Origin of the sequence: Paludibacterium sp. B53371 (assembly GCF_018802765.1) — a bacterium.
Lineage (GTDB): Bacteria > Pseudomonadota > Gammaproteobacteria > Burkholderiales > Chromobacteriaceae > Paludibacterium.
This window is the reverse complement of sequence record NZ_CP069163.1, coordinates 576,937-590,113: the sequence shown is the minus strand read 5'-3', so window position 1 is coordinate 590,113 and position 13,177 is coordinate 576,937. Positions and strand designations below refer to the sequence as shown.

Here is a 13,177-nt window from a genome sequence, read left to right as displayed (position 1 = left end):
CTGGTAGCCAACAGCACCCACCAACAATGGAGAAGGCATGAGCGTTCAATCCCTCATCAAAGTGCCTGCCGGCGGACAAAAGATCGTCCCGGGGCAACCGATTCCGAACAACCCGATCATTCCGTTCATCGAAGGCGACGGCATTGGCGTCGACATCACCCCGGTGATGATCAAGGTCATCGACGCGGCGGTGGAAAAAGCCTATGGCGGCGCCCGCAAGATTCACTGGATGGAAGTGTATGCCGGTGAAAAATCGACCCGCCTGTATGGCCCGGACGAGTGGCTGCCGGCAGAAACCTTTGCCGCCCTGAAAGAATACTCGGTATCGATCAAGGGGCCGATGACCACGCCGGTTGGCGGCGGCATCCGCTCGCTCAACGTCGCACTGCGCCAGGAGCTGGATCTGTATCAGTGCGTCCGCCCGGTACGTTACTTCAAGGGGGTGCCCAGCCCGCTCAAGCAGCCTGAGCTGACTGATATGGTGATCTTCCGCGAAAACACCGAAGACATCTACGCCGGCATCGAGTGGCAGGCCGAAACGGAAGGCGCCAAGAAGCTGATCCAGTTCCTGCAAACCGAAATGGGCGTCAAGAAGATCCGCTTCCCGGAAACCTCCGGCATCGGCATCAAGCCGGTTTCGCGCCAGGGTACCGAGCGTCTGGTCCGTGCGGCCATCCGCTATGCCATCGACAACGATCGCAAGAGCGTGACCTTCGTCCACAAGGGCAACATCATGAAGTTCACCGAAGGTGGCTTCCGTGATTGGGCCTATGCACTGGCCAAGAACGAGTTCGGTGCCGAGCTCATCGACGGCGGTCCGTGGTGCAAGTTCAAGAACCCGAAGACCGGTCGCGAGATCATCGTCAAGGATGCGATTGCCGACGCTTTCCTGCAGCAGATCCTGCTGCGTCCGGCCGAGTACGACGTGATTGCGACGCTGAACCTGAACGGCGACTACATCTCCGATGCGCTGGCCGCACAAGTGGGCGGGATCGGGATCGCCCCGGGCGCCAACATCTCGGATCAGTACGCCGTGTTCGAAGCCACCCACGGCACGGCCCCGAAGTATGCCGGCCTGGATAAGGTCAACCCGGGTTCGCTGATCCTGTCGGCCGAAATGATGCTGCGTCACCTGGGCTGGACCGAAGCGGCCGATCTGGTGATCAAGGGCATGGAGAAGTCGATCAACGACAAGCAGGTCACCTATGACTTCGCCCGTCTGATGGATGGTGCCACCGAAGTCAGCTGCTCGGCCTTCGGCGACGCGATGATCGCTCGCATGTAAGCCAGCAGGCAGTCGTCAAAAAGCCGCGGCATGGCCCGCGGCTTTTTTCTTGCCCGCCGGACGACCGTCCGGGCAACGGCATATTCCATGGCAAAATGTTATAATATAAGGAAAATAAAAATCAGGCGCATGGCTTCCGTCCGACTACCCCCGGCACGCCACGCCACAGCATCCCCATTGCCGTTGCACAGGCCGTAGAAGACGTACGACCCAACACAGCCGGAGCGTTATGAACATCACCATTCGACAATTGCGTGCCCTACTGGCCGTGGCGCAGGAAGGCTCGATTGCCAATGCCTCTGAAAAACTCTGCCTGACGCGTCCTGCCGTATCACAGACGCTGCAGGAACTGGAACGCCAGTTTGGCCGCAAGCTGTTTCACCGGGTGAGCAACCGCCTGATTCTCAATTCGGAAGGCAAGCAGTTGCTGCCTTACATCGACGAGCTGATCCAGCGCATCAATCAGATCGAGAATTTTTTCACCGGTGAGTTCGAGAGCTTCAAGCGCATCAAGGTGGGCACCACCAAGACCATCGGCAACTATCTCTTGCCCGGCATTCTGCAGGACTACCACCAGACCGAGGGCGGCGGCTACCCGACACTGTTCATCGGCAGTACCGGTGATTTGTGTAACAAGCTGCAAACCACCGAGCTGGATGTAGCCATCATTGAACGCACCGTACAGGACGCCACCCTGACCAAGCGGCCGTGGATTCGCGATGAAATGATCGTGATTGCCCCGCCCGATTCGACCCTCGGGCTGGAGGGCAAACTGCAGATGGCCGAACTGGAAAAGCAGGCATGGGTGCTGCGCGAACAAGGCTCGGGCAGCCGCGAGCAGTTCGACTTCCATATCGGCCGCCGCCTCAAGCATCCGCGTATCGCGCTGGAGATCAACGCCACGGAAGCCATCATCAACGCCGTGATTCATGGTGTCGGGCTAGCCTTTGTTTCGCGCATCGCCGTCACTCAGGCTGTGGCGCACGGTCTGGTGCGGGCCTTGCCGATGCCGGAGTTTTTCCATCGCGAGTTCTGCATCGCCACCTACAGCGAGAAGTATGTCGGGCCGGAATTGCAGGCGCTGCTCGATTATCTCGAGCATTACAAAGACCAGCACAATCGCTGAATCGCACCGCCGCAAGGCGGTTTTTTGTTGCCCTGCCAGACAAAAAAACCGCCAGGCATCGCTGCCTGGCGGTTTTGTTTCATCAGCAAGACGCGATTAGCTGCGCTTGATGACCTTGACCTTGTAACGGCCGTCTTCTTGCTTGTAAGCACCGTGGATGTCGGTGTCGAAGCCCGGGTAGTGCTTGCCCACTTCGATCAGCATCAGCAGGAAGTCCAGAACGGCAACGCTTTCCTCGGTGATCACTTCACCCGGCAGAACCAGCGGTACGCCCGGAGGATACGGCAGGATCATGTTGGCGTTGACCTGACCAACCAGCTCTTCCACGTAAACTTCTTCGGTCTGATCCTTCAGCACCAGCTGGAATGCCTTGTGCGGGGTCAGTTCTTGTTGCGGCAGCACTTCGAAGGCGTGGTACATCATTTCCGGCAGGTTGAACTTGCGCATCAGCTTGTGGATGCCTTGTGCCAGATCCTGGATGCGCATGTCTTCGTAGAAGGACGGATGCTCATTGTACAGGCTCGGCAGCATGCTCTTGACCTTCAGGTTCAGGTCGTAGCCACGCTTGAACTCGGTCAGGGTACGCAGCAGCTTCAGCGACTTGGACTTGTCGATACCGATCGAGAACAGGAACAGCAGGTTGTACGGGCCGGTCTTTTCAACCACGATGCCGTGGTCGTCCAGGTACTTGGACACGATGGAAGCCGGGATACCGGTGTCTTCCAGGGTACCTTGCTTGCTCATGCCCGGGGTCAGGATGGTGACCTTGATCGGGTCGAGGTACATGTGGTCGGCATCAATGTTCTTGAAACCGTGCCAGTTGTCGCTCGGCTTGAGCGGCCAGCAATCCGCACCGTCAATCGCTTCCGGTTGCCATACGTCGAAGAACCAGCCCTTGCTTTCTTCACGCAGCTTCTTCACTTCCTTGCGGAAGTTCAGGGCGCGCTCAACCGAGTTCTCGATCAGGCGACGACCAGCGTTACCCTTCATCATGGCGGCAGCCACTTCGGTCGAGGCAACGATACCGTATTGCGGCGAGGTCGAGGTGTGCATCATGAACGATTCGTTGAACGTTTCATGGTCCACTTCGCCCTTGATGTGAATCATCGAAGCTTGCGAGAAGGCAGCCAGCAGCTTGTGGGTCGACTGGGTTTCATAAACCACCTTGCCCGGAACGGTTTCACCGCTCATACCATACTTGCCCTTGTACATCGGGTGGAAGTTGGTGTACGGCACCCAGGCGCTGTCGAAGTGCATGTGCTTCACGTCGAGGGTCTTCTTGATCCACTCGGTGTTGTACAGCAGGCCGTCGTAGGTGGAGTTGGTCACCACGGCATAGGTCGGCCAGGTAGCATTCGGGGTTTCGGCGATCTTCTCTTCGATCACTTCGCGGGTGAATTCGCTCTTCGGGATGCCACCGAGGATACCGTAGGCGTTACGGGTCGGACGGAAGTAGATCGGGGTCACATTGCTCATCATCATCAGATGGGTGAGCGACTTGTGGCAGTTGCGGTCAACCATGATGGTCGAACCGGCCGGTGCCGCGAACATGCCGACGATCTTGTTGGCGGTCGAGGTACCGTTGGTCACGATGTAGCTGTTGGTCGCGTTGAAGACCTTGGCGATGTACTCTTCGGCTTCCTTGTGCGGGCCGGAGTGGTCCAGCAGGGAGCCCAGTTCCGGCATGGACACCGAAACGTCGGCCTTGAATACGTTCGGGCCGTAGAAATCATAGAACACGCTGCCGACCGGGCTCTTCAGGAAGGCCGAACCGCCCAGGTGACCCGGGGTGCAGAAGGTGTACTTGTTGGATTCAACGTACTTGAACAGTGCCTTGGTGAACGGCGGAACGATGTCGTCAACGTAGGCTTCGATACCTTGCTCGATGGTCACGAAGACATCTTCGGCCTGATCCATGTGGTATTCGAAGAAATTCAGGTTCAGACGCAGTTCGGTCAGCGACACGTCCAGAACGGTATTGTGGTTGGCGAAGCCGAACAGCGGCAGCTTTTCATTCAGATTGCTGATTTCGCTGCACAGGTCCAGACCGAAGTCATCCCAGTCAAACAGTACGGCTGCGATACGCGGGTTTTGCGCGATCAGCTTCAGCAAGTCTTCCTTGCTGTCCGGGTAAACCACCTCGTAGCCGGAATCTGCCATTACTGCGTGCAGTTCCTGCATCGGTTCGGTCTTGAACTGCGGTGCATCGTTACTCGTCAGAATCAGAATGGTTTTCATAGAAACTTCCCTTTCTTGGGGTTTACAGCCACCAGCCGGAGCCCTCCGGCTGGCGACAGATTCTTTGCCGGATCAGGCGTCGATCGCGGCGCCGGCAGCCTGACGGGCACCCATCTTGCGGGCGTAGAACATCAGGATGATCAGCGAAACAATGAAGGTGCCCATCAGCGGGGTAGCATCCGCACCGGCCAGACCGACCATGCAGAAACCGCTACCGACCACGCAGGCCACCAGGCTGACAGCACTCTTGGTGGTCATGCCTTCGAAACGGATCAGGTTGATGCAGCTGTAGAAGTACGGCAGCAGGGTCAGCAGCACGGCGATCGAGGTCAGCTGATTGAACAGACCGGAAGCATTGCCCGAACCAGCGAACAGGTTCAGCAGAATCAGCAGGACAGTCATCTTGATCGAAGCCAGCAGCAGACCGAAACGGGCCACGCCATGCTTGTCGGTCTTGCCGTAGATGGCCGGGAAGTTGCCGTCATTGGCAGCACGACGACCAGCTTCGCCTACCAGCATCATCCAGGAACCCAGCGAGGTGAAGCAGGCGAAAGCCGCAAACAGCGAAACCAGCGGTGCAGCCCAGCTACCGAACATGTGGCTGGTAGCCAGCGCGAACGGCGCACCTGCAGCAGCCATTTCCTTGGCCGGGAACATGCCGCTGATGGCTTGGGTCGAGGAGATGTACACCAGGCCGGCCAGACCGGTACCCAGCATGGTAGCCAGCGGCACGGTACGCTTCGGATTGTCGACCAGACCGGTGGACACGGAAGCGGACTCGACACCAACGAAGGCCCACAGGCACAGGATCACAGCGCTGACCATGGCGGAGCCATCGGTCTTGCCCGAGGTGTTCCAGTTGGCCATGTAGGTGTGCGCATCAAACCAGCCCCAGCCCACGGTCGCGGTCAGAACGACCGGGATCAGGATCAGGATCAGGCCGAACGAGGTCAGACGGCTGACCCAGGCACCACCCATCAGGTTGACGAAAGTGAAGATCCAGACGATGGCCACCGAGGCGATCGTTGCCGGCCACGGTTGGTTCAGGATCGGGAAGAAGGTCGACATGTAGGCAACACCGGTAATGGCGATGGCCAGGTTGCCGATCCAGTTGGCGTGGTAGTACAGCACGCCGGTCTGGAAACCGAAGGCCGGCGACACTTCACCGGCGTAAGCGATCGGACCACCCTGTTGCGGGTTGACCGTGCCCAGGCGGGCATAGACATACGCCAGGCACATGGCGCCAAACATACAAATAATCCAGCTCAGAATAGATACCGAGCCAATGCGAGCCAGGTTGGCTGGCAAGAGAGCGATACCGCTGCCCATCATGTTGCCGGCGACCACGCCGATGCAGGCGAGCAAACCGATTTTCTTAGGTGTCGTAGTCATAGTCTTCAAGTACCTCAGGGTTTAGGCTTGTCAGTACCGGTTCCCGGCGGGATGACCTGGTCTGTTGCCTTTTCTGTGTTTCTCACGAAAGAGATCAAGCTGCGGATACTGGCCTGGCCTTGCTGCGGTCGACCTGTATGTTTGCTTTTCATTCGAGGAGTGCTTACTTGAGCACGAGGCAAGTGTAGGACTAGTCCGAATAACAAAAAATTAACTAATAATGAATCTCTAATTAAGCGAAACTTACCCGGGCAAACGCCCCTTTCTCACTGCCTGCCTGCATTAGCCAAAGCCAAGAACCTCTTTTGCCATTCGCTCTTGCAGCGCAACAACACAAGACAAATCATTGTTTTATTGAAGATTTTTTGTTTTTACAAATATGACAAAAGCAACCATGACGTCTTTACAGGGATCGAAAGAGGGTTCTGGCAAGTGGGGGCGCCATCTATAGGGCATTGAAAATTCAAAGGGGATATGAGGTATGGGCTGAAAAACAAATGCGGATGGACTTGATCTGGAACAAACTTTTCGGGCAAGAAAAAACCCGCTTGTGGCGGGTTCATCTAGATCCAGTGGTCGATTGAGGTCGACCCTCCCTAAACCTGTAACGAGGTTAAGCAGTCTGGATGTTCGACGCTTGCTTGCCTTTCGGACCATTGACGATGTCAAAGCTTACACGTTGCCCTTCCTTCAGGGACTTGAAGCCTTGCATGTTGATGGCCGAGAAGTGGGCGAACAGATCTTCACCACCCTCATCCGGGGTAATAAAGCCGAAGCCCTTAGCGTCGTTGAACCATTTGACGATACCAGTTGCCATTTCACTTCCTTGCATAAACAGGCTGGTGAGGCCGAACAACAAAAGCTTAACTAATTCGCATAGATTTCAATTAAGCCAAGCACCTGAGTGCATTTCTACGCAACCATTGCCACAGCGTCAAGTCATAAGTAATCGAATTGAATGCACTTGAAAAAATTAATACTGGAACCAAAATTGTAGTAAGCAGCGATTTTGCCGAAAGCCGACATGTCTACGCAGTACAAGGAAGATGCCGAGAACCTGGCATCAACAGTGCGCACTACCCCGCCACCCATGTATAAGGTGTTGTTATTGAATGACGATTACACACCCATGGATTTTGTCGTACAGATTCTGCAGCGCTTCTTTCACAAGGATCGCGAGCAGGCGACCGTGATCATGCTTCAGGTACATACGCAGGGCCACGGCGTGTGTGGCATTTATACCAAAGATGTGGCTGCAACAAAGGTTGAGCAGGTGTTGCACTTCGCGAAAGTGCATCAGCATCCGCTCCAATGCGTGATGGAGGAAAACTGATGATTGCCCAAGAGCTTGAAGTGAGCCTGCATATGGCGTTTATGGATGCCAGACGCAAGCGGCATGAATTCATCAGCGTCGAACACCTGCTGCTGGCCATGATTGACAACCCGTCCGCCGCGGATGTTTTGCGAGCGTGCGGTGCCAATCTGGATCAGCTGAAGAAACAGCTGACTGATTTCATCGATGAACATACCCCGACCGTCCCTGGCGAATCCGAAGTGGAAACCCAGCCGACCCTCGGTTTTCAGCGCGTGATTCAGCGCGCGATCCTGCATGTCCAGTCGTCCGGCAAGAAGGAAGTCACCGGCGCGAATATCCTGGTCGCCATTTTTGGCGAAAAGGATTCGCATGCGGTGTACTACCTGCACCAGCAGGGCATTTCCCGTCTGGACGTGGTGAATTTCATTTCCCACGGCATCACCAAGCAGCGCTCGCAGCAACAGCCGTCCGAGTCGCGCAGTGAAGGCAGCGAGGCCGATGGTGAAGAGCAGTCTCCGTCCGCGGGCGGGGCGCTGGAAAACTACACCCTGAACCTCAATGCCCTGGCGCGCGACGGCAAGATCGACCCGCTGATCGGGCGCGAACAGGAACTGGAACGTACGGTGCAGACCCTGTGCCGTCGCCGCAAGAACAACCCCTTGCTGGTCGGTGAGGCCGGTGTGGGCAAAACCGCCATCGCCGAGGGGCTGGCACGCCGTATCGTCAACAAGGAGGTCCCGGAGGTACTGGAAGGCGCCACGGTCTACGCGCTGGACATGGGCGCCCTGCTGGCCGGCACCAAGTATCGTGGTGACTTCGAGCAGCGGCTCAAGGCGGTCATCAAGCAGCTGACGGATGATCCGCATGCCATCCTGTTCATTGACGAAATCCACACCCTGATCGGTGCGGGCGCGGCCTCCGGTGGCACGCTGGATGCGTCCAACCTGCTCAAGCCGGCACTGTCCAACGGGAATCTGCGGTGCATCGGGGCCACCACCTACAACGAGTTCCGCGGCATCTTCGAGAAGGACAACGCCCTGTCGCGTCGTTTCCAGAAGATCGACATTGCCGAGCCGACGGTCGAGCAGACGGTGGAAATTCTCAAGGGACTGAAGTCGCGCTTCGAGTCGCATCACGGCGTTCGCTATACCGCCGGTGCGCTGGCCACGGCAGCAGAGCTGTCGGCACGCTACATCAATGACCGCCATCTGCCGGACAAGGCGATTGACGTGATCGACGAGGCCGGGGCTGCGCAGAAGATCCTGCCCAAGTCGCGCCAGAAGAAGGTCATCAACAAGTCCGAGATCGAGGAAATCGTGGCCAAGATTGCCCGCATCCCGGCCAAGACGGTGTCGAGCAGCGACAAGAACGTGCTGCGTAACCTGGACCGCGACCTCAAGAACGTGGTGTTCGGTCAGGACAAGGCCATCGAAGCCCTGGCCACCGCCATCAAGATGTCGCGTTCCGGCCTGGGCAATCCGCAAAAGCCGATCGGTTCCTTCCTGTTCTCCGGTCCGACCGGGGTCGGCAAGACGGAAGTGGCCCGCCAGCTGGCCTATGCGCTCGGCGTCGAGCTGGTGCGCTTCGACATGTCCGAATACATGGAGCGTCATGCCGTTTCAAGACTGATCGGCGCGCCGCCGGGATATGTCGGCTTCGAACAGGGCGGACAGCTGACCGAATCGATCACCAAGCACCCCTATTCGGTGTTGCTGCTGGATGAAATTGAGAAGGCGCATCCGGACATCTACAACGTGCTGCTGCAGGTGATGGACCATGGCACGCTGACTGACAACAACGGTCGCAAAGCGGATTTCCGCAACGTGATCCTGATTCTGACCACCAATGCCGGGGCAGAATCGTTGTCCAAGCCGACCATGGGCTTTACCAACGAACGCGCCCTCGGCGACGAGATGGCCGACATCAAGCGGCTGTTCAGTCCCGAGTTCCGCAACCGGCTGGATGCCATCATCTCGTTCAGCACGCTGGACGAGCAGATCATCCTGCAGGTGGTGGACAAGTTCCTGATGCAGCTGGAACACCAGCTGGCCGACAAGCACGTCGAGATCCACTTCACCGACGAGCTGCGCAGCTACCTGGCCAAGCATGGCTTCGACCCGCAGATGGGCGCCCGCCCGATGGCCCGCCTGATCCAGGACACCATCCGCAAGGCGCTGGCCGACGAATTGCTGTTCGGCCGACTGGCCGATGGTGGCGAGGTGACGGTCAGCGTCAACGAAGAAGGCAAGGTCGAACTGCAATTCAAGGAAGAGAAGCTGGCCGAGGCGCTGTAAGCAGTCCGCAGCCAACTGAAAGCCGGTGGCATTCGCCACCGGCTTTTTCATGTCTTGTCTCAGCCGCGGGGATGGTGCTCGGCATGCAGTTGCCTGAGCCGCTCGCGCGCCACATGGGTATAGATCTGGGTGGAGGAGATGTCCGCATGACCCAGCAGCAGTTGCACCACGCGCAAGTCGGCACCGTGGTTGACCAGATGCGTGGCAAAGGCATGGCGCAACGTATGCGGGCTCAGCTTTGGCAAGCCCTGGCGCTCGGCATAGCGCACGATCAGGTACCAGGCCATCTGACGGGTCATCGGCCCCTTGAGACGGGTGATAAAGACCGCGTCGCATTGCACGCCGGACAGCAGATGGGGACGCGCCTCGCTCAGATAGCGCTGCAGCCACTCCACGGCGATTTCCCCCAGCGGCACCAGTCGCTCTTTGTTCCCCTTCCCGACCGTCTTGAGCACCCCGCTGACCAGATCGATCTGCTGCAGCGTCAGCCCGACCAGCTCCGAAACCCGCAGGCCGGTGGCATAGAGCACTTCAAACAGGCAGCGGTCACGCAGTCCAAGCAGGGTGCCGGTATCCGGTGCCGCCAGCAAGGCCTCGACATGGGCCTCGGACAGGGTCTTGGGCAGACGCAGACCCTGCTTGGGGGTCGCCATGCGAGCCACGGGATCATCGCCGCGCATGCCGTTCTGCTGCAGGTATTGATAGAAACGCTTGGCGGCACTGAGCAGTCTGGCGCGCGTCGCCGGTTTCTCCTGATCAGCGCACAACAGCAAGGCCGAAGCCAGGGCCTGGCCATCGGCCGTGACCAGATTGCCGCCCACCTGCTCCAGCCTGAGCGCCAGCTTGTTCAGGTCGCGCCGGTAGGCCGCCAGGGTGTTGCGCGACAGACCATCGCTGAGCCAGAGATGGTCCAGAAAGGTATCGAGTACATCAAGCACGTCGTTCATGAGCGAGCAACCACTCCTTGATACTGACCGTCTCCCGTCCCGCCGACTGATTGAAGCCCCCGCTGCCGCTTGCCGCGACCACCCGGTGACAGGGAATGACCAGCGGCAGCGGATTACGGCCACAGGCACCGCCGACGGCACGGGCCACACTGCCCAGTTCTTGCGCCAGGGCACCATAACTCAAGGTCTGCGCCAGCGGGATCGCGGCAATGCGCTGCCAGACGCGCCGCTGAAAATCACTGCCCTGGAGCAGGAAAGGCAGGGAGAAGACAAAGTGCGGATCCACCAGCCAGGCCTGCACCTGACGCACGGCCTCTTCCGCCAGCCCGCCGCGCTGCGGCGCCGACAAGGGATGATCGCCCGGCAGAAAACGGATACTTGCCAGGCGGTCTTCGTACGTCTCGATCGCGAGACAACCGAAGGGTACCGTGATCACCACCGACTCATTCATGTGCCAGTCCTTGTGATGTCCAGACGACAGGCAGAAAAAAAGCGCAAGGCGTAAGCCTTGCGCTTCATCATAGCGAAAACCCGGTCGATCAAGCTTCTTTCTTGAACGACAGCTTTTCCTTGATGCGTGCGGACTTGCCGGTACGACCGCGCAGGTAGTACAGCTTGGCGCGACGCACGTCACCACGGCGCTTCACTTCAATGGAAGCCACCAGCGGGGAGTAGGTCTGGAAGGTACGCTCAACGCCTTCACCAGCGGAAATCTTGCGCACGATGAACGAGCTGTTCAGACCGCGGTTCTTCTTGGCGATGACAACGCCTTCGTAAGCCTGCAGACGCTCACGGTTACCTTCCTTTACCTTGACCTGAACGACAACGGTGTCGCCCGGGTTGAAGGACGGGATGGTCTTGCCCAGACGGGCGATTTCTTCTTGTTCCAGAATTTGGATCAGATCCATGTTACAACTCCTGATTTTTTACGGAGGCTTGTTCCTGCTGATACTCAGCCAGCAGCCGAGACTCCTGTTTTGACAACTTGCGGGCGGCCAGCAAATCCGGGCGGCGAAGCCAGGTTCTGCCAAGCGCCTGCTTGAGCCGCCAGGCGGCAATCAGGGCATGATTACCGGACATCAAGACGTCCGGTACCCGCATGCCCCGGTATTCTTCCGGTCGGGTGTAGTGCGGGCAATCGAGCAGGCCGGTGGCGAAAGAATCTTCATCCGCCGACAGCGCATCATTGAGCGCACCGGGCAACTGACGGACCACCGAATCGACCAGCACCATGGCCGGCAGCTCGCCACCGGACAGGACATAATCGCCGATGGAGACTTCTTCATCGACCTGGCGTTCGATCAGGCGCTCGTCAATCCCTTCATAACGACCGCACAACAGGATCATGCCGGGACGCGCGGCCAGTTCGACCACCTTGTCGTGGTCAAGCCTGCGTCCCTGTGGCGACAAATACACCACATGGCTGTCGATACCCAGCGCCTGCTGACGGGCACGCGCGGCCTCGATGGCCATTTCCAGCGGTTCCGGCAACATCACCATGCCGGGACCTCCCCCATAGGGGCGGTCATCGACGCGACGGTAATTGTCGTCGGTAAAATCACGCGGATTCCAGGCCTTGAAGCCCCAGATGTCCTGCTGCAGAGCGCGACTGGTTATCCCGCTGGCGCAAATGGCATCGAACATCTCCGGGAACAGCGTGATGGCATCGATCTGCATCAGTAGTCGGCACCCCAGTCGACCACGATGAGGCCTGCCTCAAGGTCGACACGGTCAATCACCGCATCTACAAACGGGATCAGACGGCGTTTGGGGCCGTCATCTACCACCAGCACGTCATTGGCACCGGTTTCCATCAGTTCCGTCACACTGCCGAACGACTCGCCCTCAAGGTTGTTCACCTTCAGGCCGATCAGGTCGTTCCAGTAATACTCATCTTCCTCGGCTTCGGGAAGCTCACTGCGGGGAACGGCGATCTGCATGCCGCGCATGGCCTCGGCCACATCGCGATCAGTCACCCCTTCCAGCTGTGCCACCAACGCCTTGGGCTGGACCTGCCCGTCGACGAAGTTGTACGGCTTCCAGTCGCCATTCCTGCCCAACCACCACACCGGGTAATCGAACAGGCTGTCGACGAATTCGGTATCGGCGTGCACCTTGATACCGCCACGCACGCCAAAGGCGCCGCGCACAAAACCCATGATGACCAGATCGTTGTCGCGCATGCGCCCTGCTTCCGTATTCGGGATCAGAAGATCGATCAGGCTGCTGCCTGTTCTTTCAGCAGACGGGCAACGCTATCGGATACTTGCGCGCCAACGCCGATCCAGTAGTTCACACGGTCCATGGTGAAACGTGCGCGTTCTTCCTTCTCGTTGGCAACCGGATTGTAGAAACCCAGGCGCTCGATGAAGCGACCGTCACGACGATTGCGGGAATCGGTCACAACGATGTTGTAGAACGGACGGTTCTTGGAGCCGCCACGAGCCAAACGAATGACTACCATTGTCGATGTCCTTAATGAAAACGGATCAATAGAAAAGCCCATGATTCTAGGTCAGTTTTCCCTTATCTGGCAAGCGCTTATTCTGTCAAGCCTGCCAACGGGCCTGTCCGGGGGCG

The 13,177-nt window shown here is 58.2% G+C and carries 13 protein-coding genes; 4 read left to right on the top strand and 9 right to left on the bottom strand.

Translation table 11 applies throughout. From position 1 onward, the window contains the following. Positions 1-37: 37 nt before the first annotated feature. Together icd and JNO51_RS02840 are read left to right on the top strand one after the other, a co-directional pair. The gene (gene icd, locus JNO51_RS02845) at positions 38-1,285 is read left to right on the top strand and encodes an NADP-dependent isocitrate dehydrogenase (protein WP_215781119.1); all 1,248 of its coding nucleotides are present in this window, start codon (positions 38-40) and stop codon (positions 1,283-1,285) included. Between the two features lie 229 nt (positions 1,286-1,514). After that, positions 1,515-2,411 carry a LysR substrate-binding domain-containing protein gene (locus JNO51_RS02840; protein WP_215781117.1) on the top strand — a complete coding sequence of 299 codons (897 nt, stop codon included), beginning with the start codon at positions 1,515-1,517 and terminating at the stop codon, positions 2,409-2,411. A gap of 96 nt (positions 2,412-2,507) precedes the next feature. On the opposite strand, the gene JNO51_RS02835 is transcribed toward JNO51_RS02840, so the two are convergent. The 3 genes from JNO51_RS02835 to JNO51_RS02825 all read right to left on the bottom strand — a co-directional run bounded on the left by JNO51_RS02835 (position 2,508) and on the right by JNO51_RS02825 (position 6,858). Then, the gene (locus JNO51_RS02835; RefSeq protein WP_215781115.1) at positions 2,508-4,649 is read right to left on the bottom strand and encodes a lysine decarboxylase LdcC; all 2,142 of its coding nucleotides are present in this window, start codon (positions 4,647-4,649) and stop codon (positions 2,508-2,510) included. A 72-nt stretch (positions 4,650-4,721) separates the two neighbouring features. Next, positions 4,722-6,041, bottom strand: coding sequence for a cadaverine/lysine antiporter (gene cadB, locus JNO51_RS02830; RefSeq protein WP_215781113.1), 1,320 nt, complete (start codon positions 6,039-6,041; stop codon positions 4,722-4,724). Between the two features lie 613 nt (positions 6,042-6,654). Continuing rightward, entirely contained in the window at positions 6,655-6,858 is a 204-nt protein-coding gene (locus JNO51_RS02825; RefSeq protein ID WP_215781111.1) for a cold-shock protein, read from the bottom strand. Between the two features lie 207 nt (positions 6,859-7,065). Between JNO51_RS02825 and clpS the strand changes: the two genes are divergently transcribed. Then, complete coding sequence (gene clpS, locus JNO51_RS02820; protein ID WP_215781109.1) at positions 7,066-7,374, top strand: ATP-dependent Clp protease adapter ClpS; 309 nt, start codon at positions 7,066-7,068, stop codon at positions 7,372-7,374. After that, entirely contained in the window at positions 7,374-9,650 is a 2,277-nt protein-coding gene (clpA, locus tag JNO51_RS02815) for an ATP-dependent Clp protease ATP-binding subunit ClpA (protein ID WP_215781107.1), read from the top strand. Before clpS ends, clpA begins: the two co-directional genes overlap by 1 nt. A 59-nt stretch (positions 9,651-9,709) precedes the next feature. Here clpA and xerD read toward each other — a convergent pair whose 3' ends face one another. The 6 genes from xerD to rpsP form a co-directional block, all read right to left on the bottom strand. Then, positions 9,710-10,597, bottom strand: a complete 888-nt coding sequence (gene xerD, locus JNO51_RS02810) for a site-specific tyrosine recombinase XerD (protein WP_215781105.1) — start codon at positions 10,595-10,597, stop codon at positions 9,710-9,712. After that, the gene (locus tag JNO51_RS02805) at positions 10,581-11,048 is read right to left on the bottom strand and encodes a methylated-DNA--[protein]-cysteine S-methyltransferase (protein ID WP_215781102.1); all 468 of its coding nucleotides are present in this window, start codon (positions 11,046-11,048) and stop codon (positions 10,581-10,583) included. Before JNO51_RS02805 ends, xerD begins: the two co-directional genes overlap by 17 nt. An 88-nt stretch (positions 11,049-11,136) precedes the next feature. After that, a complete protein-coding gene (rplS, locus tag JNO51_RS02800; protein WP_215781100.1) occupies positions 11,137-11,505 on the bottom strand; it encodes a 50S ribosomal protein L19 in 369 nt (122 codons plus the stop codon). A 1-nt stretch (position 11,506) separates the two neighbouring features. Then, positions 11,507-12,274 carry a tRNA (guanosine(37)-N1)-methyltransferase TrmD gene (gene trmD / locus JNO51_RS02795; RefSeq protein ID WP_215781098.1) on the bottom strand — a complete coding sequence of 256 codons (768 nt, stop codon included), beginning with the start codon at positions 12,272-12,274 and terminating at the stop codon, positions 11,507-11,509. Further along, positions 12,274-12,780 carry a ribosome maturation factor RimM gene (gene rimM, locus JNO51_RS02790; RefSeq protein ID WP_215781095.1) on the bottom strand — a complete coding sequence of 169 codons (507 nt, stop codon included), beginning with the start codon at positions 12,778-12,780 and terminating at the stop codon, positions 12,274-12,276. Before rimM ends, trmD begins: the two co-directional genes overlap by 1 nt. Before the next feature lie 35 nt (positions 12,781-12,815). Continuing rightward, on the bottom strand, positions 12,816-13,061 hold the full coding sequence (gene rpsP, locus JNO51_RS02785; protein ID WP_215781093.1) for a 30S ribosomal protein S16: 246 nt from the start codon (positions 13,059-13,061) through the stop codon (positions 12,816-12,818). Positions 13,062-13,177 lie beyond the last annotated feature (116 nt).